Source organism: Hoeflea sp. YIM 152468 (assembly GCF_029210485.1).
Classification (GTDB): domain Bacteria; phylum Pseudomonadota; class Alphaproteobacteria; order Rhizobiales; family Rhizobiaceae; genus Hoeflea.
The window spans coordinates 251,108-275,007 of the sequence record NZ_JARGET010000005.1 but is presented as its reverse complement, the minus strand read 5'-3'; the positions used below and the strand labels follow the sequence as shown (position 1 = coordinate 275,007).

Genomic DNA, 23,900 nt, shown 5'->3' with positions numbered 1-23,900 from the left:
CGCGGTCATGGCGGCGTCGGCACCTGCCAGTCGATCGGCTCCATGCCGTTGTTTGCAAGAAACGCATTGGCCCGGGAGAAATGCCGGCAGCCGAGAAATCCGGCGTGGGCGGAGAGCGGCGAAGGGTGAGCGGCCTTGAGCACCAGATGGCGGCTGGTATCGACGAAATCGGCTTTCTTCTGTGCATAGGCGCCCCAGAGCAGGAACACCACCGGACGGTCCAGCTCGTTGACGCAGTCAATCACGGCGTCGGTGAAGCGCTCCCAGCCGTGGCCGCGATGCGAGGCCGCCAGACCCTGTTCCACTGTCAGCACGCTGTTGAGCAGCAGCACGCCCTGCCGCGCCCAGCTTACGAGGTTGCCGTGGCCGGCCCGGGCGATGCCGAGATCGGTCTCGAGTTCCTTGTAGATGTTTTTCAGCGATGGCGGTGTGCGCACGCCCGGCTGCACCGAAAAACACAGGCCATGCGCCTGACCCTCGCCATGGTAGGGATCCTGTCCCAGTATCACCAGTTTGACCTTGTCGAGCGGCGTGAGGTCAAACGCTGCAAAACAATCCGACTGCCGCGGAAAGATGGTTTTTCCGGCCGCGATTTCAGCGTCCAGGAAAGCCTTCAGGTCAGCCATGTAGGGACTGTAAAGCTCGTCCGACAACGCGGTTTTCCAGCTGTCTTCAAGCTTGAACGTCGCTGTCATCCGTTACGCTGCCAGCGCGCCTTGGCTTTGTCGTCGGTATCCTTGGCAGAAACCCATTCGCCTGTCCCTCCGGCGGCGAGATGTTCCTTCTTCCAGAACGGCGCATCGGTCTTGAGGAAATCCATCAGGAACGCGGCGCCGTCGAAGGCTGCCTGCCTGTGCGAAGCGCAGGCCACCACCAGCACGATATTGCCGCCGGGTTCGATGGCGCCATGACGATGAATGGCGGTGATGCCGCTGAGGCCGAACCGGCTCACCGCCTCTGCGGCGATCACGCCAATGGCGCGTTCCGCCATGCCCGGATAATGTTCCAGTTCGAGCGCGGACAGACGTCCGCCTTCGTCGCGGCACAGACCGGTGAAACTGACCACTGCGCCGATCTCGCGGCGATCCCGGGTGAGGGCCGCGATTTCCCGGGCGATGTCGAAATCCTCGGTTTGAATGCGCACGGCAATGGTCGGCGCCTGCCTGGCCGATGTCCTGGTGCCAGTCTGCATCTCAGCCTCCGGTCATTGGCGGAAACAGGGCGACTTCCCCTGCAGAGCCAATGGCTTGGTCGTGATCGACATGCTCTTCATCGATTGCCGCCCGGATCACGTCCGGCACCGCGAAAGCTTCCGCATACTCTTCGCCAAGCGTCGCCAGATGCGCGATCAGCTCGCCCACGGTCTTGACCGTCTCCGGCAGATCGATCGCTTCCGAGCCCTTGCCGATGCGCTCGCGTACCCAGGCGAAATAGACAATTCGAATGCTCATGTGTCCACCATATGCCGCAAACCGGCTCTGAAGTAATCGTACCCGGTGTAAATCGTAATCGCTGCCGCGATCCACAATAACCCGATTCCGAGTTCGGTTGTGTAGGGCAGCACCTTGTCACCAGCAGGACCGGCCAGCAGGAAGCCCAGGGCAATCATCTGCAAGGTGGTTTTCCACTTGGCAATCCAGGTCACCGGCACCGAAACCTTCAACGCCGCAAGATACTCGCGCAAGCCCGACACCAGAATTTCCCGGCACAGAATGATGATCGCCGCCCAGATCGTCCATCCGGCGATGGTGCCGTCGGCAGCGATCAGCAACAGGATCGAAGACACCAGCAGCTTGTCGGCGATCGGATCGAGCATTCGTCCGATGGTCGACGTCTGGTCCCAGATGCGGGCGAGGTAGCCGTCGAAAAAATCGGTGATCGAGGCGACGATGAAGATGGCGAGCGCGCTCCAGCGCGCAAAGTCAGAGCCATGCAGGCGGCCCTCGATGAAGAAGCACAGCACAATCAGCGGAACAGCGAGAATCCGCCCATAAGTTAGCATATTCGGTATGTTAAGCGCGCGCGACGCCATGATGCACCCCGTTCATGTGAGGATTTTGCGCAAGATGCGCGCGGGCAGCCGCTCAGGTCAACCACCGCACAGCCACTTAGCGCCTTAATGTCGCAGTTAAACACCAAAGTGATGACAGCTTAGCGGTTTTCCTCGTGAAAATGATTGTAAACCAGCTCGGCCACTGCCACCGAGATTCCCTCGACAGCGACCAGATCATCGACACCGGCCCGTGACACCGCCTTGGCTGTGCCGAAATGGTGCAACAATGCCCGTTTGCGAGTCGGACCGATCCCGGCGATTTCATCGAGCGGATTGGCGACCAGATCCTTCTTGCGCCGCGCCCGGTGGGTGCCGATGGCGAAGCGGTGCGCCTCGTCGCGCAGCCGCTGGATGAAATAGAGCACCGGGTCCCGCGGCGGCAAGGTGAAGTCGGGTTTGCCCTTGATGAAAAAACGCTCGCGCCCGGCCTCACGGTCCATCCCCTTGGCAACGCCGATGGCGGTGATCTTGTCGGCGATCTCCAGCTCTTCGAGAATGGCATGCACGGCGCTCATCTGGCCCTTGCCGCCATCGATCAACACCAGATCCGGCCAGGCCGGCATGCCTGCCGGGTTGTCCGCGTCGGGATCGTCGGCTGCGCCCGGACTGGTCGGGCCGGCGTCACCATGCTCCTTGATCAGCCGCGAAAACCGCCGCTGCATGACTTCGCGCATCATGCCGAAATCGTCGCCCGGGGTGATCTCGGTCGATTTGATGTTGAACTTGCGGTACTGGTTTTTGACGAACCCTTCCGGCCCGGCAACGATCATCCCGCCCACGGCATTGGTGCCCATGATGTGGGAGTTGTCGTAGACTTCGATGCGCCGTGGCGGATGCGGCAGGTTGAAGGTTTCCGCAAGCCCCTCAAGCAGGCGCGTCTGCGAAGCGGTCTCGGCCAGATTGCGGCCGTGGGCCTCGCGTGCGTTGACAAGCACCTGGTCAACCAGGTCGCGTTTCTCGCCCCGTTGCGGCACGGTGATGGTGGTCTTGCGCTCCATGCGCACGCTCAGCGCTTGCTGCAGCAGCGCCCTGTCTTCGAAGTCCTCCGAGACCAGGATCAGCCGCGGCGTCGGCTTGTCATCGTAGAACTGACCGATGAAAGCGCCGAGAATCTCGCCTGCCGCAAGCGATGGGTCGGCCTTGGGGAAATAGGCCCGGTTGCCCCAGTTCTGGCCGGTACGGAAAAAGAACACCTGAATGCAGGCCATGCCGGCGTCGTGATGGATGGCGAACACGTCCGCTTCTTCAACAGTTTGCGGATTGATGCCCTGATAGCTCTGCACATGACTGAGCGCCGACAGCCGGTCGCGGTAGACCGCGGCGCGCTCGAAATCGAGATCATCGGACGCCGACTGCATGGCTGCCGAGAGTTGCGACTTGACCGCCTGGCTGCGCCCGGAGAGGAAATCCTTGGCTTCGCCCACCAGCCGGGCATAACCCTCGGCGTCGATTTCGCCTGTGCAGGGGCCGGAGCAGCGCTTGATCTGATACAGCAGGCAGGGCCGGGTTCGCCCTTCATAGACGCTGTCCGTGCAGGTGCGCAGCAGGAAGGCGCGCTGCAGGGCATTGATGGTGCGTCCGACTGCGCCTGCTGAGGCGAAGGGGCCGAAATAGGTTCCCTTGCGCGAGCGTGCCCCGCGATGCTTGAAAATCGCCGGTGACTCGTGATTGCCGGTGATGAGGATGTAGGGAAAGGATTTGTCATCCCGCATCAGCACGTTGAAGCGTGGCTTGAGCCGCTTGATCAGATTGGCTTCAAGCAGCAGCGCTTCGGTTTCGGTGCGCGTGGTGACGAACTCCATGTTGGCAGTCTGCGCGATCATCCTTGTGATGCGGTTGGAATGCCCACGGCCCTGGGCGTAGTTCGTGACCCGCTTCTTCAGGCTCCGCGCCTTGCCGACATAGAGAACGTCGCCGGCCTCGTTCATCATCCGGTAGACGCCGGGCTGGTTGGGCAGGTGCCGGACGAAAGCCTGAATGACGTCTGCCCCCTTCAACCCCTCGGTGACACCGGGACTCTCGTTCCATTCCATGCCTGCGACATTGGCCACATCCGCAGGCAGCGGCGCCGCAATCCCGGCTGGTTCATCCTCGGCGACCTCATCCTCGTCGGTATCCGTTTCCTCATAGATCACGCCGCCATCGGCAGGCGCTGTGGCTTTGGAAGGCTTGGGAGCGGGAGAATCGGAGGGTCGAGTCATGGAAAGATCTTATCAGCCTCCACCCGTGTCCGGGCAAGAGAGGGTTACCGGCAGAACCTGTTATCTGGCGTCAGCAGCGAGGCATATCAACCCCGGCAGGGGTGAACCAGCCCGCCAAGCGCAGCGGCGATCGGCCATGCTTGCGGCAGGTGCTTTCCTGTCACAGCCCGCAAGCGGTCATTCGCCGACGCCCGACACATCCGGTGTTTGCCAGGCAAGATGCTGACCGCCATCAAGCGCGATCATCTGGCCGGTCACCGATCTCGCCTGGTGCAGGTAACGGATGGTGGCGCCGAACTCGGAGAGCTCAGGACCGTGCTCAAGCAGCACCTTGGCGGCCTGACGGGCGAAATCGGTTTCCTTCTGCCGCTCATTGGCAAGCGTCGGACCGGGACCGATGGCATTGACCCGTATGCGCGGCGCCAGCGCCTGCGCCATGGTCTGTGTTGCGGTCCAGAGTGCCGATTTCGACAGGGTGTAGGAGAAATACCGCGGCGTCAGCTTCCAGACCCGCTGGTCGATGATGTTGACGATGAGCCCGTCGCGGTCCTCGGGCAGGCTTGCAGCCATTGATTGGGCCAGCAGCGCCGGCGCTTTCAGGTGGATGGCGAAGTGCTTGTCAAACAGTGCCTCGTCCATGCTGCGCACATCGTCATGCTCGAACATCGAGGCGTTGTTGATAATGATGTCGGGCGGACCGAGGCGCTTTGAGATGTCGGCATGGAGAGCTTTCACTGCCTTGCCATCGGAAAGGTCGGCCAGAAACACTTCGGCCACACCGCCTGTCTCACGGATGGAGCCGGCGACGGCCTCGGCCTGTTCGACGCTGTTGTTGGCATGGATGGCGATGGTGTAGCCATGGGCAGCCAGATCCAGCGCAATCGCCTTGCCGACACGGCGCCCGGCCCCCGTCACCAGAACCGTCCCTTTCGATGATGTCATGATTTTTCCCGGATTATCTCTGCTGGTGGGATCGTGTGGCAGGCTCTTTGGAATCTGCCCGGATGTGAGAGACCACCATAGCCGCAAGCATGGCCATGCCGCCAAGCCTTTTGTTCAGCGCCCTGCAATGCGCCAGCGCTACCAGGGCAAGGCTGGCGGCGAGCCTCATTCTCGGATCGACTGGATCAATGCACAGATCGACCGGCTCAGCCGAGCAAACCGCGTTGGCAGCGTGGGAGATCAGACGATCGCCAACGGGCGATTGCGCAGACATTCCCCAACACCGTTTGCCGTGACCCGATCCTGTTCGGCATAAACTCCCGAAAGCCACAATCGTCAGTTCCGGGACAGCGCGCTGATGGCGTGTGTCTCAGATGGCGCGCCAGCGTCTCAACCCTCTGGTCACCGGCAACGCCAAGGCCGAACAGCCCCCCGATCTCGGTCAGAACGCTTTCAAATCAACACTCACGGTGTCTTTTTGATTGCAGCCCCGGATAGGCGGCAGGGTCTTGATCGTCATCGAGACGGCGCCAGGGTGGCGGCAAATTTGTTGCACGAAAGCAACAGCTTCGTGTGCCCTTTTTCTGCCGCTGTGTTTCCACATTCCTGCTTCGCGCCCGCCGCATTCGAACGCCATCTTGGCTGCTGTCGAAGGCATGCATCCCAATGCCCCGATGTTTACGGCCCGCTGTCTTGTGTCGGGCCAGATGAAACAAGGAGAATAAAATGCGTATTCGTAAACTGGCACTGCTGGCTGCAGCCATGTCCGTCTCGCTCGCCGGCCCCGTGCTGGCCGCGGACGCTATCATCGAGCAGCCTCCCGAACCGCCTGTAGCTGAAGTTGCACCCGTGTCCTATCTTTGGTCCGGTGGATATCTCGGCGGTTATGGCGAGTACAAGTGGGGCGAGTTCAGCGCCGCACCTGCTCAGAATGCCGATGGTTTCGGCGGCGGCGTCTATGGCGGCTACAACTGGCAGTCTGACAACATCGTTTATGGTGCTGAGGCCGACATGGGCTATTCAGGCGCTGACTTCTCCGCTGGCGGCGCAAGCGGCGAGCAGGGTTTCAACGGCTCGCTCCGTGCTCGTATCGGTCTGGATGTCAATCCGTTCCTGGTCTACGCGACCGGTGGTGTGGCCGCGACGCAGGCTGAACTGTCCAATGCGGCCGGTTCCGACACCAACACCCATATCGGCTGGACCGCCGGTGCCGGTGCGGAAGCGTTCCTGACCGAGAAGATCACCACCCGGCTTGAGTACCGCTACACGGATTATCAGTCGAAGGACTACAATCTCGGCGGCACAAATGTATCGTCGGGCTTTGATGATCATTCAGTCCGCGTTGGTATTGGCATGAAGTTCTGATCTGTCGGAACCTGAGACTGCGAAACGCCCGGATGAGTGATCGTCCGGGCGTTTTGTTGTGTGAGGGCAGGCCCGGCCTTGCCGAGGCCGTCAGCCGGGCGTCGCGGCAAGCTGATTGAGAATGCTGGTGTAATTCTCGCTGCCTTGCGCACCCGTGACCAGGTGCTTGCGATCAAACACCATGGCAGGCACGCCCTGAATGCCCTGCTCAACCCAGAAGTCCTCCTTCTGCCGCACGTCCTCCGCATAGCGTTGATCCGCAAGCACGGCCCTTGCTTGCGTCGAATCAAGGCCCACTTCCTGGGCCACCCCGGCCAGCACTTCATGATCCGAAAGGTCACGCCTGTCGGTGAAATAGGCAGAAAACAACGCCTGCTTGAGGGCGTGGCCGAGGCCCTGGGTGTCGGCCCAGTGGATCAGTTGATGGGCATTGAATGTGTTGTGCATGCGCATGTCGTCGGTGAAGTTGAATTCAAACCCCAGATCATTACCGATCGCGGTCAGCCGGGCGCGGCCATCGAGCGACTGTTGCCGCGTGCTGCCGTATTTCTCGGCGATATGCTCGCCGAGATTTTGCCCTTCCTGCGGCATCTGCGGGTTCAGCTCGAACGGATGCCAGTGGATCTCGTGGTTGATTCCGGTGGCCTCCAGTGCTGCTGCGAGCTGGCGGTAGCCAACGATGCACCAGGGGCAGACGACGTCTGAAATGATGTCGATCCGAAGCGGTTGGGGAGAGTCGGTCATGGGGGCTCCGATCAATTGCAGTTGAGGCAGATGCTGTGCTCACAGGTAAGGCGCGGATTGCAAATTACCAGCGCCGGAGCAACCGGCAGGCTATGAGCGGCGACAGCTCGATCGCACCTGAACCATTTGGCCGCACCGGCAACCCCGGTCATGACGATCAATCAGCCGACACCAGGCGTGAAGGCCGACCAGAGCACAAACACGGCCCAGATCGCATTCACCAGCAACAGGCAAGACACCGCGAAGGATCCAAGATCCTTGGCGTGTCTTGCCATTTCGGAATACTCCGGTGAGGCATGGTCGGTGATTTCCTCCACCGCCGTGTTCAGCGCCTCGATCGAGGCGGTCAGCAGATAGAGCACCACCGCGCCGATGTGCCCCCACAAGGGCGCGCCGGTGAGGCCGAAAAGGCCGAGGATCAGCGCCAAGGCCAGGGTCTCGTGCCTGAAGGCGGCCTCACGCCACAGCCGTTTGGCGCCGCCCAGCGAATAGCGCGCGGCTGCCAACATATGGGCGATCCCGACCTGTTTGACCGGTCGCAATGTCACGCTGACGGACGCATTGCATTGATTTCGGGAAAGTTTGCGGCGAATTTGGCGTTCCAGCGCTTGAGCTTTGGCCGTCCGCGCTCCCATTGACCGGTAAATCGCAAGCCCAGGTAACCAAGCAGTGCGGCCAGGGCCAGTTGACCGCCATTGGGCGACTTTGTCATGCGCGGCAGGTTGGCTTCAAGGTAATCGAGCCCGCGGGCAACCTTGGTCCACTGCTTGTCGATCCACTCCTGATGGAGTTTTTCCTCGGGCCGGAAGCGGCGTTCGTAGATGATCGCCAGCAGGCAGTCGCAAATGCCGTCGCACAGCGCTTCCAGAACCTCGACCTCGGTGCGCTTGACGGCATTGCGCGGGTACAGCCGTTGGCTGCCGCTGCGGTCGAGAAAGTGCATGATCGCCCGGCTGTCATAGACCGGCTGGCCTTGCTCGGTGAGCAGGGTCGGGATCTTGCCCAGCGGATTGGAGTCAACCAGTACAGCGGGCGCGGTGTTGGTGTCGGTCAGGACACCTTCGGCCTGGACGCCTGCGATATGGGCCGCCATTCGCACCTTTGCGGAATAGGGCGAGGCGGGGGAGTAGAGTATTTTCATCGGTCTTCTTTCGGTTGGGAAGGGGCGGGGCTCAATCCGGTTCGGGGACTTCAAGCTTGTCGATTGTACAGCCGGCACGATCGACCGCGCGGCAAGCGCGGAAGTCGAGCGTCGGCGTCATGCAGATCCGGACCTCACGCAGCAATCCGCGTTTGCAACTGATGGCGATACCCTCCGCAACCATGCCCGGATTGGCCGAGACGAAGGCGCCTTCGGCATCAGGCGCATCGATTTCGAGCGGCAGATTTTGCAGCTTGAAGCTTGCGGGGATTACCACCCGGTCCCGCGCCGCGCGCAAAACCCTGAAATAGTCGGCTTGCGACAGACCGGAGCAGGATCCGTGCTTGCGCCACTGATGCCCGATCAAGCCCATCGACGGCACGATGTCGATGTACTTGCGCCCCAGTTGCCAGGGCACCCGTTCGGGTTCGCGTGACGGGCAGAACTCGGGATATCCGCTTTCGTATTGCGGCCACAGCCCATGCACCACGAAACCGAAATCGCGGTCCTCGGCACATTGCTGCGGGTTGGCGCCGGCGTCTTCAGCGCGGCAATAGGAGGGTGACCAGGACAGCGACAGCACATAAAAATCGAAACCGTCACCCGGCGGCAGATCGGCGGCAACCGGCCTGGGCGTCGACAGGGGCGCAGGTTCCGCATGTGCCGGCGGCGCGCCGTCCTCGCTGCAAGCGGTGATCAGTGCGGCCAGCGACAATGCGGTGCCAAGTTTAAGCAGCAAGGCCTTGGTCATGGCTGCTTTCAGCGCACAGACCGGCACCAGGCACCATGGACCTTGAACGGATCCAGCCCCGAAATGCAGAACTCGAGATTGTCGCGCAGGCCCGCAAAGCCCATGCCGCCCTCGATGAGCCACCAGATCTTCCGTTTGTGGCCGTCATTCATGCGCGCCATCCCATGGCAGTAGAGCCGGGGGACCGATGAATGATGAAGCCCGTATCCACTGCGGTTGCGCTGCGCCGGCTCGATACGTTCGATCGCCAGTCCGCGCTTGAGCAGATGGGTATCGGTCCAGACAAAGCGTTTCTGGATGTAGGAGAGAACCTGCGGCGCGTCGCATGCGGGGAAATTGCCTCCCGTGAAAGCCGCTGCCGGGCTTGATAGGCTCAGCAATGCGATGCCGAAGGTCGATGCAAGGGCAATAAACAGGCTTTTCATGACTGGTCCTCCAAACAGGATGCGAGTCACGGTATAAGGCGTCCAGCCGCCCTTGAGCAAGCAATTAGCCGCTCAAGCCTCGCCAACAAGCATCCGCAGTTCGAACCCAGCGTCCGGGCCCTGGGCCAGCAGCCGCGTCAGTTCGGGCAGGATTTTTCTCAGCTCGGCTTCGAGCGTGAAGGGCGGATTGACGATCACCAGACCCGACCCGTTCAGACCCGGCTCGATGTTTCGGTTGCGAATGTAGGCCCGCAGCGTGAGAGTGCGCGGCCTCGCCAATGCGGTCAGTTTCTTGTCGAACCCGGCCAGCGGGCTGTCGATCTTGATCGGATGCCACAGCATGTAGGTGCCACCCGGAAACCGCCGTGTGGCGCGTGCCAGCCCGTCGATCATCCGGTCATATTCACCGTCAACCTCGAACGGCGGATCGACCAGCACCAGGCCGCGCTTTTCCTTCGGCGGCAAGTGCCCGCCAAGCGCCAGCCAGCCATCGAGTTCAATCACCCGGACCTGAAAGTCGCCGTCAAACACTTGGCGGAGCTTTCTGGCGTCCTCCGGATGCAGCTCGATGGCCGTGAGCCGGTCCTGTTTGCGCATCAGCAACCGGGCAAGCTGCGGTGATCCGGGATATATCTGAACACCACCCTCCGGGTTGAGCGACCGCACGGCGCCGAGCCATGGCGCGAGAAAGCTCTGCAGGTCAGCCGACAGCTCAGCGTCGACGATCCGTCCGACGCCGTCACGCCATTCCCCGGTCTTCTGCGCCTCCGCCGATGAGAGGTCGTAGCTGCCGATGCCGGCATGGGTGTCGATCAACCGGAACGCCTGATCCTTGCGTTTGAGATAGGTGAGGATCTGAGCCTGAACTGCATGCTTGAGCACATCGGCAAAATTGCCCGCATGGTAGCTGTGACGGTAATTCATCGTGGTGTGTGGTGCGTCCCTGAAGTGAACTGAAAATGCCGCAATGGCGTGGTGTGTCGTGGCAAATTCTCTTATAGAGAAAGCATGACCGACGCGACCCCTATTGATTCCGGCCTCCCTGATTCCAATGCGGTCACTGCGATCGGCCATTCCGCCTGTCCGCATGATTGCCCATCGACCTGCGCGCTGGAAGTCGAGCTGCTGTCGCGCAACCGCATCGGCCGGGTGCGCGGTGATGCGGCCAACAGTTACACCGCCGGGGTCATCTGCGCCAAGGTGGCGCGCTATGCCGAACGGGTCAATCATCCCGACCGGCTGCTCAAACCGTTGATACGGACCGGCGCCAAGGGTGAGGGGCAATGGAAAGAAGCCGGATTTGCGGCCGCGTTGGACCTGATTGCCGAAAAGTTCGACCGGGCCGAAGAAAAATTCGGCTCGGAAACGGTCTGGCTCAATTTTTACGCCGGCACCATGGGGCTGGTGCAGCGCGACGGCATCCACCGGCTCAGACATGCGAAGCGTTATTCCAACCAGTTCGACAGCTATTGCACCAATCTGGCCTGGACCGGGTTCGCCATGGGCGCGGGTGCACTGCGCGGTTCCGATCCGCGCGAGATGGCCAAATCCGATTGCGTGGTGATCTGGGGCACCAATGCGGTGTCCACTCAGGTCAATGTCATGACCCACGCCCTGCGGGCGCGCAAGCAGCGCGGCGCCAGGATCGTGGTCATCGACGTCTATGACACGCCGACGATGAAACAGGCCGACATCAAGGTGCTGCTCAAGCCCGGCACCGATGGCGCTTTCGCCTGCGCAGTGATGCATGTGCTGTTTCGCGAAGGCCTGGCCGATCGCGATTACCTCAACAAATACAGCGACGACCCGGCAGGACTTGAATCACATCTGCAGCAGCGGACACCTGAGTGGGCGGAAGCCATTTGTGGAGTTCCGGTGGCCGAGATCGAGGCTTTCGCGCGGTTGGTCGGCACCACGAAACGCACCTTTTTCCGGCTTGGCTACGGCTTCACCCGGCAGCGCAACGGCGCGGTCAACATGCACGCGGCGCTGTCGCTCGCCGTGGTCACCGGCAGCTATCAGTATGAAGGCGGCGGTGCGTTTCATTCCAACTCGGATCTCTTCCGGCTCGACAAATCCCTGCTTGAAGGCCGCAAATATTACGACCCGGAGCTGCGCTGGCTTGATCAATCGAGGATCGGCCGGGTGCTGACTGGCGAGGCCGAGGCGCTGGGTGGCGGCCCGCCTGTGACCGCCATGCTGATCCAGAACACCAATCCCGCCAATGTGACGCCCGAGCAGCGCAAGGTTATCGAAGGCTTCAGGCGAGAGGATCTGTTCGTCGCCGTCCACGAGCAGTTCATGACCGACACGGCGCGATATGCGGATGTCGTGCTGCCCGCCACCATGTTTGTCGAACACGACGACATCTATCGCGGTGGCGGCAACCAGCATATCACTCTCGGACCGAAGCTAGTCGATCCGCCGGAAGGTCCGAAGTCCAATCACCAGGTGATCGAGGCACTGGCACATCGCTTCGGCGTCAGCGACCGCGAGGGGTTCGGACTGACCGAGCGGGACCACATCGATTACATGCTGCACCAGCGCGGACTGGGCGATTTCGACAGCTTCAAGGCCGACAAATGGGCTGATGTGCAGGTTGATTTCGAAACGGCCCATTTTCTCACGGGCTTTGGCCACAAGGACGGCAAATACCGCTTCCGGCCGGACTGGACCGGCACGCCGGCAGCCAACAAGCCGCCCAGGCGGATGGGGCCGCAGGGGCCGGTGCATCGGTTGCCCGAGTTTCCCGATCACGTCGATCTGATCGAGACTGCCGACACGGATCATCCGTTCCGGCTGGCAACCTCGCCAGCGCGCTCGTTTCTCAATTCGACATTCTCCGAGACCCCGTCTTCGAAGGCAAAGGAAAGCCGGCCCGAACTGCTGATCCATCCTGAGGATGCGGCAGCGCTCGGGATCGCCGAGGGCGATAAGGTGCAACTCGGCAATAGCCGCGGCGAGATCGCGATGCCGGCAAAACTTGACGCCGGCCAGCGCCGCGGCGTGGTGATCCATGAAGGCCTGTGGCCCAACTCAGCCTTTGAAGGTGGTGAGGGCATCAACACGCTCACCGGCGCCGATGCTTGCGCGCCTTACGGTGGGGCGGCGTTTCACGACACCAGGGTGTGGGTGAGACGCGCCTGAACGCGCTGCCGGCGGAGCGCCATCACGTCTCTGTGAGAATGATCTGCATCAATAGGCAGCCTGGTGGCATGCTCTACATTGTCTCTGTACTTCGGCACATTGCCGTCATTGGAATGGAGATGCAGATGCGGAACAATTCACTGGTTCGCCTTGTCCGGCTTGGAACTTTTGCGGGGTTTGCGGCATTGGCCCTGACCGGATCAGCGCTGGCCCAGACTGGCGAAATTCCCGGCGGGAGCATGCCTTACCATCATGGACCCGGAATGATGTGGGGTGGCGGTCATTGGGGAGGATTTGGCATGGTGCTGGGCCCGATATTCATGATTCTCGTGCTTGTCGGAATTGTGCTGGGCGTCGTCTATCTCATGCGCCATTTCGGTGGAGCCGGAGCGAGCTTCGGCGCTAGTCATTCCGATGGCAGAGCCTTGGCTATCCTCAAAGAGCGCTATGCCAAGGGTGAGATCGACACCAAGGAGTATGAAGAACGCAAGGCCGGGCTTGCCGACTGAACCGGCTGGCTCCTCAATCGAGAGTGAGCAGATTGCTCAAGGCAAGATTGGCCATGCCGGCCTTGCCGCAGGGTTTCATCTGCGGCCCACCCGGTCCGATGTGGCAGAATACCGAACAGGCTTCCGGTCTGGAGGCCGTTGGAGTGACGGTGTAGGAGAAGCTTGCATGAAACGGCGCCATTTTCTCAAATCCACCGCTGCCGCGCTGGTGGCAGCCCAGACAGGATCAATTTTTGGCGGTCGGCCTGCCCATGCGGACGCAGGCTCGTCGTCCCGTCCAAGGCTCAAAATGCCGCCATTGCTGGATACCCGCGAGACAGGCCGTCTTTCCTTGTCTGCACGGGCAGGGGCCTTGAGCCTCGCCGGCGGTCCGGCGACGGCAACGACCGGATTCAGCCAGGACTATCTGGGCCCGACCATCATCATGCAGAATGGGTCTCTCGCCGCCAATGTCGAAAACACGCTCGACGAAGCAATCAGCGTGCACTGGCATGGCCTTCTGGTGCCAGGCGAGCATGACGGCGGGCCGCATCTTCCGATCAGTCCGGGCCAAAGCTGGACGCCTGACATGAGTATCGCCCAGCAGCCTGCGACAGCCTGGTATCATTCCCATATCCATGGCCGTACTGCCGAGCAGGTTTACAGCGGCCTGGCCGGGGTGATCCATGTTACGGACGGTCACGACGCCGAGCGGGGGCTGCCGGTCGATTATGGCGTCGATGATCTCACGCTTGTGCTTCAGGACCGGCGCATAAGTCCGTCCGGTCAGATGGTCTACGACCCGTCGATGATGGATGTCATGCATGGCTTCATGGGCAACCGGATGCTGGTCAACGGCCAGGTCGGCGCGGTGGCGGCGGTGCCTGCCGGCATTGTCCGCCTGCGGTTGCTCAACGGCTCGAACGCGCGCAGCTATCGGCTTGCCTTTGATGACGGCAGGCCAATGCACATGATTGCCACGGATGGCGGCTTCCTGCCCGGCTCTGTGACGCTTGACGGGTTGACACTTTCTCCCGGTGAGCGGGTCGAAATCCTCGTCGATTTCGCTACCGGTGCGGCCCCGGTGCTGAGGAGCGGCTTCGAGCAGCCCTTCGGGGTGCTGGAGTTTGCCATCGACGACACTTTGCCGGCACGGATCACCAGTCATCCCGAGGGCTTTGGTCCCGAACTCGAGGTCCTCACCGGTACACAGGTCCGCACCCGCACACTGTCACTGGATATGGGCATGGGTGGCATGATGGGCGGGGCTGGCGGTTTCGCCATCAACCAGCGTCCCTTTGCCATGGACCGGATTGACCTTGAAGTGGAGCTTGGCTCGGTCGAGAAATGGGTTGTCAGCAGCACCATGATTGCGCATCCGTTTCATGTCCACGGCGCGCTGTTCAGGGTCGTTAGCGAAAATGGCAGCCCGCCACGCCCGGAAAATCTCGGCTGGAAAGACACCGTGCTGGTAAGGGATCAAGCCGAGATCATCATGCGCTTCGATCAGCCTGCCAGCCGTGACAAGCCTTTCATGTATCATTGCCACATCCTTGAGCATGAGGACGCCGGCATGATGGGACAGTTCACGGTCTCATGATCCCGGAGTTGGCGCCCGGATGCGGCTGAGGGATCTCGCCTCACATTCCCATGTGTTAAGACCGGTGCAGCGCGATACCGGTCAACGGTTTGGTTGACACTATAATGAAATGAAATCTACAATTAAAAGCTGTAGAGCCGATCTCATGCAAGGTGTTTGCAAATGATGAGGAAGCATTTTTCCAGTATTGCCATGCTGGGCGCGATGATGAGTTGTCCCGCTCATGCTGAACAGGAAAGCGTCGCAGGTGTTCTTGATCATGCGGCTTCTTTGCAGAAGACGCGAGGTTACGTGTCAGATCATGTTGCAGGGGGGCATACCCATTTCGATGTTGTTGCGTCGGATGGAACGCCTTATGAAATATGCCCGCATCCCAAGCAGGGTCTGCTTCACGTCATGCAGGGCCAAAGCATTCCGGGCGCGCGGCTGGTCATCGAGATCAACCTTGAAAACGATGTTTATCCTTACCAGCGCAATCCCTTCACCAGCCTTATCCATTTCAACAGTCTGAGCCGCAGCGGGCTGCGCTACATGGCCGACAAAGCCATGACAGCCATCATGGACACACCAAGGTGAGCGCAGGCTTGCTGATCGTGGCTTCGTCTCTCTGGGCAGCCGGCGCGGCATGTGCTGCCGGTCTGGATGTTGCCGATCTGGAAACGCGTGTGCTGTCGGGTGAGGTGACCGCCTCGGCTGCCATCGCGGAATATTGCGGCGGCGCATCGACCGGCATGATCCAGGATGCGTTTTGCGCCTGTCCGGACGATGCATTGCGGCTCCTCGAAGAGAGGTTGAACGCACACCGGCTGGCGACAGGCTGGAGCGTCTGTCCGACGCCCCAATGTTGATTTGCCGCTTCCGCGGGGGCGCCGAGCCGGTTGCACCAGCTCCAACTAGCTGTAGTCCCCCTCAAGCGCCAGTTTGGCGCTGGCGACAACGCGCTCGAGAAAGTCGCTTTCCCGCTCAGCCAGACGCGTTTCCTCCGCATCGATGTAATCGCGTGTGATCGGTACGGCGTCGCGTTCGCGGCCGATCTGGAGCTGGAAGACATTGCTCGAGCCCTGCAGGAACACACATTCGGCGATCGACAGATAGAGTTCCCACATTCGGCAGAAACGTTCGCCCATGATCTCCACTGCGGCGGCGCGGTTGGTCAAAAACCGGTCACGCCAGTGCTGCAAGGTGTAGCCGTAGTGACAGCGCCAGATTTCGCAATCAAGCAGCCACAAGCCGGTCGGCTCAAGGGCTTCGACTGTTTCTGAAAGCGACGGGGTATAGCCGCCGGGAAAGATGTATTTGCGGATGAACGGCCCGGTGACTCCGGGAGGTGATTTTGAGGAAATCGAGTGGATCAGCGCCACACCATCCGCCGTCAACCGGTCACGCACCATCAGAAAATAGGAGGACAGATAGTGAGCGCCGACATGCTCGAGCATGCCGACCGAAACGACGCGGTCGAACGTGCCCTGGACTTCGCGGTAGTCGATCAGCTCGAATTTGACCCGGTCGCTGACGCCCAATATCTCCGCCCGACGGCGGGCAACCGCCAGTTGCCGTTCCGACAGTGTGACGCCCAGCACGTCGACCTCGGCAACATGGGCGAGATAAAGCGCCATGCCACCCCAGCCGCATCCGATGTCGAGCACACGTTGTCCGTCTTTCAGATTGAGCTTGGCTGCAATATGGCGCTTTTTCTGCGTCTGCGCCTGTTCGAGCGTGTCTGTGCCGTCCGGAAAATAGGCGCAGGAATATTGCATATCGCGATCGAGGAACAGCTTGTAGAGATCCTCGCCGATATCGTAATGCGCCTTGACGTTGGCGCGTGATCTCGAGAGCGCATTGTTCTGCTGCAAGCGCCGGGCCTTGCGTGACAGTCCGCGCCAGAAAATCTGGCTGGGTGTGAGGTCGAAATGGCGTTTGTTGGCGTAAAATACCTTGATCAGGTCATGGATGCTGCCGCTTTCCATCACCAGTTCGCCGTCCATATAGGCTTCAGCGGCGTTGAGCTCGGGATTGAGAAGGATTTTCCACTCTGCCGCCTTGCTGGTGAAACGGATGGCGGCTTCGGGACCGGGTTGCTTGCCGCCAAAATTGTGAACAACCCCTTTGGCATCTGTCATGGTCAGCCGACCATTGCGTATGACTTTGTCGAGCATGCTATTAAGTGACAACATGGAACTCTCTCCAAACACAGAGAACCTGCAGCAACCTACAGCGCCACAAAACCGGCAGGATGCGCAAAGGACGCTGTATTTGCCTGAATCAATGCATGCCTGCCGCGTTCAAATGACCCCACTTGAACGCGATAAGCATTTGATCGCGCTCCTGGAGGGAAATCAAAGCAGGCAGATACCTTCAGGTAAAGCCCCAAACCCGGGATTTGACACGGATTTCTGCTGATTTAACAATCGGCTCAGCCTTGGAGTGGCTTATCCAGACGTGGTGAACCGTGCGGCACCGTCGCCGCCGAGGCGCACCTCGCCCCGCGCCAGCATCGCCAGCGCCTCGGGATAGATCCGGTGTTCAGCCTCGAGAACCTTGGCGGCAAGTGTATCTGGCGTGTCGTCGCGGCTGACCCGCACCGCTTCCTGTTCGATGATCGGGCCTTCATCCATGCCCTCGGTGACGAAGTGAACTGTACAGCCATGCACACGGCATCCTGCCGCGAGCGCACGTTTGTGCGTTGCCAATCCCGGAAAGGCGGGAAGCAGCGACGGGTGAATGTTGATTATCCGGCCGGCATAGCGGCTGACAAACTCGCCCGACAACAGCCGCATGTAGCCTGCCAGCGCGATGAGTGTGGCGCCGGAAGCGTCGATTGCCGCGCGAATGGCGGCCTCGTGTTCGGCCTTGCTGTCATAATCGGCGTGCGGGATCGCTTCGGCGGCGATCCCGAATCCGCGTGCGTGCTCAAGTCCTTTTGCGTCCGGCTTGTCCGAAATCACCGATACGATCCGGGCCGGAAAATCAGTGTGCAGCGAAGCCGCGATCAGCGCGCCCATGTTCGATCCGCGGCCCGATATCAGAATCGCAACAGGAACCTTGGGTTTTGGTTTCACAGCGCCAATGTTCCTGTGTAGTTGACTTTGGCTGCGCCGTCTGCGCGCGTGATCAGTCTTCCGAGCCGAATGACGCTTTCACCCTGGGCTTCAAGCATGGAGCTAACACGGTCTGTTTCTGCAGACGAGACAACCGCCACCATGCCGATGCCGCAATTGAACGTGCGCAGCATTTCTTCAGGCGCAACGCTTCCGGTGCGGGCAAGCCAGGAGAACACCGCCGGTGGCTTGATCGCGTCCAGGTCGATCTCGGCGGCCAGGCCTTCGGGCAGAACGCGGGGCAGGTTGTCGGGAAAACCGCCACCGGTGATATGGGCCAGCGCCTGGATCGCGCCGGTTTTCCGGATCGTCGCCAGCAGGGATTTGACGTAGATCCGGGTCGGCTCCAGCAGCGCGGCGCCGAGGGTGATCGACGCATCGAACGGAGCCGGTGCGTCGTAGCCAAGCCCGCCCATTTCGACGATCCGGCGCACCAGAGAATAGCCATTGGAGTGAACCCCGGAAGAGGCGAGGCCAAGCAGCACATCGCCCTCAGACAGTGTTCCAGTCGGCAGCAACGCACCACGCTCGGCGGCGCCGACCGCGAAGCCGGCCAAATCATAATCGCCGTCGCGGTACATGCCCGGCATTTCCGCGGTTTCCCCGCCGATAAGCGCACATCCGGCCTGCAGGCAGCCCCGTGCGATGCCGCTTATGATGGCAGCCCCTTGGTCGGGGTCGAGTTTGCCCGTGGCGAAGTAATCCAGAAAAAACAGCGGTTCGGCGCCCTGGACAATCAGGTCGTTGACGCACATGGCGACCAGATCGATGCCGACTGTGTCGTGGACCCCGGCCTCGATCGCCACCTTGAGCTTGGTGCCGACCCCGTCATTGGCCGCGACCAGAACAGGATCTGAAAATCCGGCAGCCTTGAGATCGAACAAACCGCCAAAGCCGCCGATCTCCCCATCTGCACCGGGGCGTCTGGTCGAGCGCACCAGCGGCTTGATACGGTTGACCATCTCGTTGCCGGCCTCGATGTCGACGCCTGCCTGGGCATAGGTGAGGCCGTCTTTCTTGTCCGCCATACCGGCTTCCCCTTTGTGCGTGTCGAAGATGCTCTGTATGTGCGGGGAATTGCATGTTACGGGCGTTTCCGCAAGCCGAAGTGTACGGTGAGGCGCGACAAAAACCGGGAAAACCGCACCTGAACCTGCCAGGAAAGCCGCAGACGGTTGGAAAAGCGCCGGGCCGACGCCATATCAGCTTGACCCAGCAACGGTGCCACTCATGACGCTGCCAAACTTTATCACAATCGCCCGGTTCATCATGGTCCCGCTGATCATTCTTGCGCTGCTTGATGGCCATATGCTTGCGGCATTTGTGCTGTTCTTGCTCGCCGGAGTGTCCGATGGGCTCGACGGCTTCATCGCCCGGCATTTCAACCAAAGCTCCGAGCTTGGAAGCTGGCTTGATCCGATTGCCGACAAGCTGCTGCTGGTCAGTGTGTTCATCATGCTCGGATGGATCGAGGCGCTGCCCCGTTGGCTGGTGGTTCTGGCGGTGTCTCGCGATGGCCTGATCGTGGGGGCTGTCATGCTGTCGAGTCTGATGGGCAATCCGGTCGGAATGCGTCCGCTGATGGTCTCCAAGGCCAACACCCTGTTCCAGATCCTGTTGATCGGTCTGGTGCTGGCGGATCTGGCAAAGATTGCGCCTCTTGACGGCATTACCCGATGGATGGTCTTTGCCGTCGCAGGCTTGACCATCGCGTCGGCAAGCGCCTATCTCGTGACTTGGCTCAGGCACATGGCCGGTGAGAAATAGGGTCGAGCGTCCGGCTCAAGCGGTCTGCAAATGAGGTGATCATGACAACCCAATTCGATCCGGTGGCCTTCCGGCGGCAGATTTTCTTCTGGTTGATAGCCCTCGCAGTCTTCATTGTCTTCCTGTTGGTTTTCAGGTCGATCCTGTTGCCCTTTGTCGCCGGCATGGCGCTGGCCTACTTCCTGGATCCGGTCGCGGACTGGTTCGAGCGTCGCGGGTTCTCGAGATTGATGGCAACGCTGGCGATCCTGACAGCTTTTGTCGGGGTTTTTGCCGTCACACTGATCGTGCTGATCCCGGTGTTGGTGACGCAGGCCGCGGATCTGGGCGGCCGCATTCCAGGCTATATCACCCAGTTGCAGTCGCTTCTGATGGCGGACTCGAACCTGTTGCCGGGCTGGATCAGCGGTCAACTCGGGCAGATCAAGGAGAGCTTCGCAGCCCTGCTCAAGGAAGGTGCCGGGCTGGTTGGCACCATATTCCAGCAGATCTGGAATTCCGGCATGGCCCTGCTTGATATCGCCGCCCTGTTTGTCGTCACTCCGGTTGTCGCGTTCTATCTGCTTCTGGATTGGGACAATATGATCGAGAAGGTTGACCGCTGGATTCCGCGCGACCATGTCGGCACCGTTCGCAATCTCGCCAGCCAGATCGACCAGGCGATTGCCGGCTTCGTTCGGGGGCAGGGCAGTGTTTGCCTTATTCTGGGATTGATTTATGCCGTCGGGCTGTCGATTGTCGGTCTGAATTTTGGCCTTTTGATCGGCATATTTGCCGGGCTTATCAGTTTCATCCCCTATGTCGGCTCTTTGGTTGGGCTGGTGTTGGCACTGATCGTGGCGATCGTGCAGTTCTGGCCCGATTTCATCATGATCGGTGCGGTTGTCGGTGTTTTCGCTGCCGGCCAGTTTTTTGAAGGCAACATCCTGCAGCCGCGGCTGGTTGGCTCGTCCGTTGGTCTGCACCCGGTCTGGCTGATGTTCGCCCTGTTTGCATTTGGTGCGCTGTTCGGCTTTGTCGGCATGATGATTGCCGTGCCTGCGGCGGCCTCGGTCGGCGTGCTGGTCCGGTTCGCGATCTCGCGTTACCTCGACAGTGATCTTTATCATGGCAGGCAGCGACCGCTCGACCCCGCGGCTGTTCCGACCGATGAAGCGCCGGGCAAGTGATGTCCAGGCCGCCCGTCATCCGTCAGCTGCCACTGGAATTTGGCCATGAATCCGCCTCCGGACGGGAGGATCTGATCATATCCGACCGCCTGAATGCCGCGGTGGCGATTGTCGACCGCTGGCCGGACTGGCCCTCGCCGGTGGTGGTTCTGGCCGGACCCACCGGCTCGGGAAAATCTCACCTGGCCGGAATCTGGGCCGCGCGCGTTGGCGCCCAGCGAGTGGCCATCGCCAAACCGGATCCGATGGTGCTGGCAGCCGCCGCGCGGGGCCCGGTGCTGATCGAGGACATAGACCGCACCGGCTTCGATCAGATAGCGCTGTTTCATCTGATCAATGCCGTGCGCGAGCATGGCAGCGCGGTTCTGATGACCAGCCGGCTCTGGCCTGCCGGGTGGCAGGTGACTTTGCCGGACCTGGCTTCCCGGTTGAAGGCTGCGACGGTGGTCGAAATTGCCGAGCCGGATGAGCAACTTCTGGCCCAGGTGATGGTCAAGCTGTTTGCCGACCGGCAGGTGGTGGTGGATGATCGCATCATATCCTGGCTGGTTGCGCGCATGGAACGATCCCTGGCCGCTGCACGCCATATTGTCACCCGGCTCGACCAGCAGGCGATGGCCCGCGGGTCAAGGATCACCCGCGCCATGGCCGCCGAGGTGCTGGCGGAAATGGACGCGGCCACACATGATCAGGAACAGTCATAGATCCTTCTTTCTTGTGCTATAGGTTGGCGGTCAGGACCGGGGCGTTGGAGTGCATGATGGAAGACTATGAGGCTGCAAGCGTAAATGAATTGCGGGTTGATCCGATCACCTCGGACGCATTGCCCGATGATCTGATGACCAGCCCGAACCGCTTCATCAATCGCGAATTTTCCTGGCTTCAGTTCAATCGCCGGGTGCTCGAGGAAACCCTCAATTCCGACCACCCGCTGCTGGAGCGGATTCGGTTCCTGTCGATCTCGGCCGCCAATCTGGATGAATTCTTCATGGTCCGCGTGGCCGGACTGGAGGGCCAGGTGCGGGAGGGCATAACCAACCGCTCACCCGACGGCCTGTCGCCGAGTGAACAGCTTGACCAGATCCTTGAGGAAATTGACGGGCTGCAGCTCGAGCAACAGGCGTCGCTGGCCATTCTGCAGCAGAATCTGGCCGCCGAGAACATCTACATCGTCCGCCCGTCGGTTCTGGCGGAAGGCGATATGGAGTGGCTTGAAGACCAGTTCCTGCAATCGATATTCCCGGTGTTGACGCCGCTGGCGATCGATCCCGCCCATCCATTCCCGTTCATTCCCAATCTGGGGTTCTCGATCTGCCTGCAGCTTGCGTCCAAGGCCGCCAATGAGCCGATGACGGCCCTGATCCGTCTGCCGGTGGCGCTGGACCGTTTCCTGCGGCTGCCAGACCGGGACGGTGCAATTCGCTACATCACGCTCGAAGATGTGGTCAGCCTGTTCATCAGCTCACTCTACCCCGGCTACGAGGTCCGCGGCTCCGGTACGTTCCGGATTATTCGCGATTCCGACATCGAGGTCGAGGAAGAAGCCGAAGATCTGGTGCGGCTGTTTGAAAGTGCGCTCAAGCGCCGCCGCCGCGGTTCGGTCATTCGCATCGAGTTCGATTCCGAACTGCCGCAAAGCCTGCGCGAGTTCGTGGTTCACGAAACCAGTGTTCCGGAAAACCGCGTTGCGGTACTGCCGGGACTGCTGGCGCTCAACACATTGTCCGAAATCACCAAGGCGCCGCGCGACGACCTCAAGTTCGAACCCTACAATGCCCGATTTCCAGAGCGCATACGCGAACACATGGGCGATACCTTTGCCGCGATCCGCGAGAAGGATCTGATCGTCCATCACCCCTATGAATCGTTTGACGCGGTGGTGCAGTTTCTGTTCCAGGCGGCCCGCGATCCCGATGTGCTGGCGATCAAGCAGACGCTCTACCGCACCTCCAACGACAGTCCCATTGTCCGGGCGCTGGTCGATGCCGCGGAAGCCGGCAAATCGGTCACCGCTCTGGTTGAGCTCAAGGCACGTTTTGACGAGGAGGCCAACATCCGCTGGGCCCGCGATCTGGAGCGCGCCGGCGTGCAGGTTGTCTTCGGCTTTCTGGAACTCAAGACCCATGCCAAGATGTCGCTGATCGTGCGCCGGGAGGAGGGCAAGCTGGTATCCTACTGTCATCTGGGCACGGGCAACTACCATCCCATCACCGCCAAGATCTACACCGACTTGTCCTATTTCACCTGCGATCCGGTGATAGCGCGCGACACGGCTCATGTGTTCAATTTCATCACCGGCTACGGCGAACCGGAAGATCTCTCCAGGCTCGCCGTGTCACCGCTGAATTTGCGTACACGGATTGTCGACAACATCGAAGCCGAGATCGGCCATGCCAAGGCTGGGAGGCCTGCAGCGATCTGGATGAAAATGAACTCCCTCGTCGATCCGGAAATCATTGATTCGCTGTACCTTGCCAGCCGGGCCGGAGTGGAGGTTGATCTGGTCGTGCGCGGCATCTGTTGTCTGCGGCCGCAGGTTCCGGGCCTTTCTGACCACATCCACGTCAAATCCATTGTCGGCCGCTTCCTCGAGCACAGCCGCATCTATTGCTTCGGCAATGGCCACGGCCTGCCCTCGACGGAAGCGTTGGTCTATATCGGCTCGGCCGATCTGATGCCGCGCAATCTCGACCGCCGGGTTGAAACTCTGGTGCCGTTGGCGAACAAGACTGTGCATGAACAGGTCTTATCCCAGATCATGTTGGGCAACATGATTGATAATCAGCAGAGTTACGAGATATTGCCTGATGGCACGTCCCGCCGGGTTGAGCCTGGCGTAGGGGAAGAGCCGTTCAATGCACAGGTGTATTTCATGACCAATCCAAGCCTCTCGGGTCGAGGCGAATCGCTCAAGTCCAACGCTCCCAAGCTGATTGCGGACCGTGTCGCAAGATCGTCGCACAGCAAGGGCTGATCCGTGACCGGTGTGTCGAGGACTGATGACCCGCT

27 protein-coding genes are annotated in these 23,900 nt (G+C 60.7%); 10 read left to right on the top strand and 17 right to left on the bottom strand.

Annotated features, from left to right (window positions below; translation table 11 throughout):
• Nucleotides 1-5: 5 nt before the first annotated feature.
• The 7 genes from ung to PZ897_RS03345 form a co-directional block, all read right to left on the bottom strand.
• Nucleotides 6-695 carry a uracil-DNA glycosylase gene (ung, locus tag PZ897_RS03375; RefSeq protein ID WP_275749965.1) on the bottom strand — a complete coding sequence of 230 codons (690 nt, stop codon included), beginning with the start codon at nt 693-695 and terminating at the stop codon, nt 6-8.
• Nucleotides 692-1,192 (bottom strand): molybdenum cofactor biosynthesis protein MoaE, encoded by a 501-nt coding sequence (locus PZ897_RS03370; RefSeq protein ID WP_275749964.1) that lies wholly within the window; start codon nt 1,190-1,192, stop codon nt 692-694. The genes ung and PZ897_RS03370 overlap by 4 nt, the downstream gene beginning before the upstream one ends.
• A 1-nt stretch (nt 1,193) precedes the next feature.
• Entirely contained in the window at nt 1,194-1,451 is a 258-nt protein-coding gene (moaD, locus tag PZ897_RS03365; protein ID WP_275749963.1) for a molybdopterin converting factor subunit 1, read from the bottom strand.
• The gene (gene pgsA / locus PZ897_RS03360) at nt 1,448-2,032 is read right to left on the bottom strand and encodes a CDP-diacylglycerol--glycerol-3-phosphate 3-phosphatidyltransferase (protein ID WP_275749962.1); all 585 of its coding nucleotides are present in this window, start codon (nt 2,030-2,032) and stop codon (nt 1,448-1,450) included. The genes moaD and pgsA overlap by 4 nt, the downstream gene beginning before the upstream one ends.
• Before the next feature lie 119 nt (nt 2,033-2,151).
• The gene (gene uvrC, locus PZ897_RS03355; protein WP_275749961.1) at nt 2,152-4,254 is read right to left on the bottom strand and encodes an excinuclease ABC subunit UvrC; all 2,103 of its coding nucleotides are present in this window, start codon (nt 4,252-4,254) and stop codon (nt 2,152-2,154) included.
• A 177-nt stretch (nt 4,255-4,431) separates the two neighbouring features.
• Complete coding sequence (locus PZ897_RS03350; protein ID WP_275749960.1) at nt 4,432-5,196, bottom strand: SDR family oxidoreductase; 765 nt, start codon at nt 5,194-5,196, stop codon at nt 4,432-4,434.
• Nucleotides 5,197-5,638: 442 nt separating this feature from the next.
• Nucleotides 5,639-5,854 carry a hypothetical protein gene (locus PZ897_RS03345; protein WP_275749959.1) on the bottom strand — a complete coding sequence of 72 codons (216 nt, stop codon included), beginning with the start codon at nt 5,852-5,854 and terminating at the stop codon, nt 5,639-5,641.
• A 68-nt stretch (nt 5,855-5,922) separates the two neighbouring features.
• Between PZ897_RS03345 and PZ897_RS03340 the strand changes: the two genes are divergently transcribed.
• Nucleotides 5,923-6,561 (top strand): outer membrane protein, encoded by a 639-nt coding sequence (locus tag PZ897_RS03340; RefSeq protein WP_275749958.1) that lies wholly within the window; start codon nt 5,923-5,925, stop codon nt 6,559-6,561.
• A 90-nt stretch (nt 6,562-6,651) separates the two neighbouring features.
• Here PZ897_RS03340 and PZ897_RS03335 read toward each other — a convergent pair whose 3' ends face one another.
• The 6 genes from PZ897_RS03335 to rlmJ form a co-directional block, all read right to left on the bottom strand.
• Entirely contained in the window at nt 6,652-7,305 is a 654-nt protein-coding gene (locus PZ897_RS03335; protein ID WP_275749956.1) for a DsbA family oxidoreductase, read from the bottom strand.
• A gap of 161 nt (nt 7,306-7,466) precedes the next feature.
• Complete coding sequence (locus tag PZ897_RS03330; protein ID WP_275749955.1) at nt 7,467-7,814, bottom strand: diacylglycerol kinase; 348 nt, start codon at nt 7,812-7,814, stop codon at nt 7,467-7,469.
• A gap of 35 nt (nt 7,815-7,849) precedes the next feature.
• A complete protein-coding gene (locus PZ897_RS03325; protein ID WP_275749953.1) occupies nt 7,850-8,446 on the bottom strand; it encodes a glutathione S-transferase in 597 nt (198 codons plus the stop codon).
• Between the two features lie 31 nt (nt 8,447-8,477).
• A complete protein-coding gene (locus PZ897_RS03320; RefSeq protein ID WP_275749951.1) occupies nt 8,478-9,197 on the bottom strand; it encodes a ribonuclease in 720 nt (239 codons plus the stop codon).
• A gap of 8 nt (nt 9,198-9,205) precedes the next feature.
• Nucleotides 9,206-9,622, bottom strand: coding sequence for a hypothetical protein (locus tag PZ897_RS03315; RefSeq protein WP_275749949.1), 417 nt, complete (start codon nt 9,620-9,622; stop codon nt 9,206-9,208).
• 72 nt (nt 9,623-9,694) lie between these two features.
• Nucleotides 9,695-10,546, bottom strand: a complete 852-nt coding sequence (gene rlmJ, locus PZ897_RS03310) for a 23S rRNA (adenine(2030)-N(6))-methyltransferase RlmJ (protein ID WP_275749948.1) — start codon at nt 10,544-10,546, stop codon at nt 9,695-9,697.
• Nucleotides 10,547-10,630: 84 nt separating this feature from the next.
• Here rlmJ and PZ897_RS03305 point away from each other — a divergent pair, with 84 nt between their 5' ends.
• Together PZ897_RS03305 and PZ897_RS03300 are read left to right on the top strand one after the other, a co-directional pair.
• On the top strand, nt 10,631-12,769 hold the full coding sequence (locus PZ897_RS03305) for a molybdopterin oxidoreductase family protein (protein WP_275749946.1): 2,139 nt from the start codon (nt 10,631-10,633) through the stop codon (nt 12,767-12,769).
• Between the two features lie 125 nt (nt 12,770-12,894).
• Nucleotides 12,895-13,278: an SHOCT domain-containing protein gene (locus tag PZ897_RS03300; protein WP_275749943.1), complete on the top strand. Its 384-nt coding sequence runs from the start codon at nt 12,895-12,897 to the stop codon at nt 13,276-13,278.
• A gap of 13 nt (nt 13,279-13,291) precedes the next feature.
• On the opposite strand, the gene PZ897_RS03295 is transcribed toward PZ897_RS03300, so the two are convergent.
• A complete protein-coding gene (locus PZ897_RS03295; protein WP_275749941.1) occupies nt 13,292-13,459 on the bottom strand; it encodes a hypothetical protein in 168 nt (55 codons plus the stop codon).
• Here PZ897_RS03295 and PZ897_RS03290 point away from each other — a divergent pair.
• The 3 genes from PZ897_RS03290 (at nt 13,445) to PZ897_RS03280 (ending at nt 15,705) form a co-directional block, all read left to right on the top strand.
• The gene (locus tag PZ897_RS03290) at nt 13,445-14,857 is read left to right on the top strand and encodes a multicopper oxidase domain-containing protein (RefSeq protein WP_275749940.1); all 1,413 of its coding nucleotides are present in this window, start codon (nt 13,445-13,447) and stop codon (nt 14,855-14,857) included. The genes PZ897_RS03295 and PZ897_RS03290 overlap by 15 nt on opposite strands.
• 165 nt (nt 14,858-15,022) lie before the next feature.
• Complete coding sequence (locus tag PZ897_RS03285) at nt 15,023-15,433, top strand: hypothetical protein (protein ID WP_275749939.1); 411 nt, start codon at nt 15,023-15,025, stop codon at nt 15,431-15,433.
• A complete protein-coding gene (locus PZ897_RS03280) occupies nt 15,430-15,705 on the top strand; it encodes a hypothetical protein (RefSeq protein ID WP_275749937.1) in 276 nt (91 codons plus the stop codon). Before PZ897_RS03285 ends, PZ897_RS03280 begins: the two co-directional genes overlap by 4 nt.
• Before the next feature lie 45 nt (nt 15,706-15,750).
• Here PZ897_RS03280 and PZ897_RS03275 read toward each other — a convergent pair whose 3' ends face one another.
• From PZ897_RS03275 to purM, 3 genes are all read right to left on the bottom strand, one after another.
• Nucleotides 15,751-17,031, bottom strand: coding sequence for a cyclopropane-fatty-acyl-phospholipid synthase family protein (locus tag PZ897_RS03275; RefSeq protein ID WP_275749935.1), 1,281 nt, complete (start codon nt 17,029-17,031; stop codon nt 15,751-15,753).
• 255 nt (nt 17,032-17,286) lie between these two features.
• Nucleotides 17,287-17,916, bottom strand: coding sequence for a phosphoribosylglycinamide formyltransferase (gene purN, locus PZ897_RS03270; protein ID WP_275749934.1), 630 nt, complete (start codon nt 17,914-17,916; stop codon nt 17,287-17,289).
• A complete protein-coding gene (purM, locus tag PZ897_RS03265; protein ID WP_275749933.1) occupies nt 17,913-18,983 on the bottom strand; it encodes a phosphoribosylformylglycinamidine cyclo-ligase in 1,071 nt (356 codons plus the stop codon). The genes purN and purM overlap by 4 nt, the downstream gene beginning before the upstream one ends.
• Before the next feature lie 202 nt (nt 18,984-19,185).
• Here purM and PZ897_RS03260 point away from each other — a divergent pair, with 202 nt between their 5' ends.
• Genes PZ897_RS03260 through PZ897_RS03245 form a run of 4 tightly spaced genes read left to right on the top strand, consistent with a single transcriptional unit; the run spans nt 19,186 to nt 23,865 of the window.
• Nucleotides 19,186-19,722 (top strand): CDP-alcohol phosphatidyltransferase family protein, encoded by a 537-nt coding sequence (locus tag PZ897_RS03260; protein ID WP_275749931.1) that lies wholly within the window; start codon nt 19,186-19,188, stop codon nt 19,720-19,722.
• Nucleotides 19,723-19,763: 41 nt separating this feature from the next.
• Entirely contained in the window at nt 19,764-20,891 is a 1,128-nt protein-coding gene (locus PZ897_RS03255) for an AI-2E family transporter (protein ID WP_275749930.1), read from the top strand.
• Nucleotides 20,891-21,595, top strand: coding sequence for a DnaA regulatory inactivator HdaA (gene hdaA / locus PZ897_RS03250; protein ID WP_275749929.1), 705 nt, complete (start codon nt 20,891-20,893; stop codon nt 21,593-21,595). The genes PZ897_RS03255 and hdaA overlap by 1 nt, the downstream gene beginning before the upstream one ends.
• A gap of 53 nt (nt 21,596-21,648) precedes the next feature.
• On the top strand, nt 21,649-23,865 hold the full coding sequence (locus PZ897_RS03245; RefSeq protein ID WP_275749928.1) for an RNA degradosome polyphosphate kinase: 2,217 nt from the start codon (nt 21,649-21,651) through the stop codon (nt 23,863-23,865).
• The last annotated feature ends 35 nt before the right edge of the window (nt 23,866-23,900 follow it).

What these genes read in the sequence shown, in the direction of transcription:
- PZ897_RS03315 (WP_275749949.1), bottom strand. Translation starts at nt 9,622, where the DNA reads ATGAAAAGCCTGTTTATTGCCCTTGCATCGACCTTCGGCATCGCATTG.
- moaD (WP_275749963.1), bottom strand. Translation starts at nt 1,451, where the DNA reads ATGAGCATTCGAATTGTCTATTTCGCCTGGGTACGCGAGCGCATCGGC.
- PZ897_RS03335 (WP_275749956.1), bottom strand. Translation starts at nt 7,305, where the DNA reads ATGACCGACTCTCCCCAACCGCTTCGGATCGACATCATTTCAGACGTC.
- PZ897_RS03245 (WP_275749928.1), top strand. Translation starts at nt 21,649, where the DNA reads ATGATGGAAGACTATGAGGCTGCAAGCGTAAATGAATTGCGGGTTGAT.
- PZ897_RS03295 (WP_275749941.1), bottom strand. Translation starts at nt 13,459, where the DNA reads ATGGCGCCGTTTCATGCAAGCTTCTCCTACACCGTCACTCCAACGGCC.
- PZ897_RS03330 (WP_275749955.1), bottom strand. Translation starts at nt 7,814, where the DNA reads ATGTTGGCAGCCGCGCGCTATTCGCTGGGCGGCGCCAAACGGCTGTGG.
- PZ897_RS03275 (WP_275749935.1), bottom strand. Translation starts at nt 17,031, where the DNA reads ATGTTGTCACTTAATAGCATGCTCGACAAAGTCATACGCAATGGTCGG.
- ung (WP_275749965.1), bottom strand. Translation starts at nt 695, where the DNA reads ATGACAGCGACGTTCAAGCTTGAAGACAGCTGGAAAACCGCGTTGTCG.
- uvrC (WP_275749961.1), bottom strand. Translation starts at nt 4,254, where the DNA reads ATGACTCGACCCTCCGATTCTCCCGCTCCCAAGCCTTCCAAAGCCACA.
- PZ897_RS03345 (WP_275749959.1), bottom strand. Translation starts at nt 5,854, where the DNA reads ATGCCTTCGACAGCAGCCAAGATGGCGTTCGAATGCGGCGGGCGCGAA.
- PZ897_RS03300 (WP_275749943.1), top strand. Translation starts at nt 12,895, where the DNA reads ATGCGGAACAATTCACTGGTTCGCCTTGTCCGGCTTGGAACTTTTGCG.
- PZ897_RS03285 (WP_275749939.1), top strand. Translation starts at nt 15,023, where the DNA reads ATGAGGAAGCATTTTTCCAGTATTGCCATGCTGGGCGCGATGATGAGT.
- pgsA (WP_275749962.1), bottom strand. Translation starts at nt 2,032, where the DNA reads ATGGCGTCGCGCGCGCTTAACATACCGAATATGCTAACTTATGGGCGG.
- PZ897_RS03370 (WP_275749964.1), bottom strand. Translation starts at nt 1,192, where the DNA reads ATGCAGACTGGCACCAGGACATCGGCCAGGCAGGCGCCGACCATTGCC.
- PZ897_RS03255 (WP_275749930.1), top strand. Translation starts at nt 19,764, where the DNA reads ATGACAACCCAATTCGATCCGGTGGCCTTCCGGCGGCAGATTTTCTTC.
- PZ897_RS03305 (WP_275749946.1), top strand. Translation starts at nt 10,631, where the DNA reads ATGACCGACGCGACCCCTATTGATTCCGGCCTCCCTGATTCCAATGCG.
- PZ897_RS03350 (WP_275749960.1), bottom strand. Translation starts at nt 5,196, where the DNA reads ATGACATCATCGAAAGGGACGGTTCTGGTGACGGGGGCCGGGCGCCGT.
- PZ897_RS03320 (WP_275749951.1), bottom strand. Translation starts at nt 9,197, where the DNA reads ATGACCAAGGCCTTGCTGCTTAAACTTGGCACCGCATTGTCGCTGGCC.
- PZ897_RS03290 (WP_275749940.1), top strand. Translation starts at nt 13,445, where the DNA reads ATGAAACGGCGCCATTTTCTCAAATCCACCGCTGCCGCGCTGGTGGCA.
- PZ897_RS03325 (WP_275749953.1), bottom strand. Translation starts at nt 8,446, where the DNA reads ATGAAAATACTCTACTCCCCCGCCTCGCCCTATTCCGCAAAGGTGCGA.
- PZ897_RS03260 (WP_275749931.1), top strand. Translation starts at nt 19,186, where the DNA reads ATGACGCTGCCAAACTTTATCACAATCGCCCGGTTCATCATGGTCCCG.
- purM (WP_275749933.1), bottom strand. Translation starts at nt 18,983, where the DNA reads ATGGCGGACAAGAAAGACGGCCTCACCTATGCCCAGGCAGGCGTCGAC.
- PZ897_RS03340 (WP_275749958.1), top strand. Translation starts at nt 5,923, where the DNA reads ATGCGTATTCGTAAACTGGCACTGCTGGCTGCAGCCATGTCCGTCTCG.
- rlmJ (WP_275749948.1), bottom strand. Translation starts at nt 10,546, where the DNA reads ATGAATTACCGTCACAGCTACCATGCGGGCAATTTTGCCGATGTGCTC.
- hdaA (WP_275749929.1), top strand. Translation starts at nt 20,891, where the DNA reads ATGTCCAGGCCGCCCGTCATCCGTCAGCTGCCACTGGAATTTGGCCAT.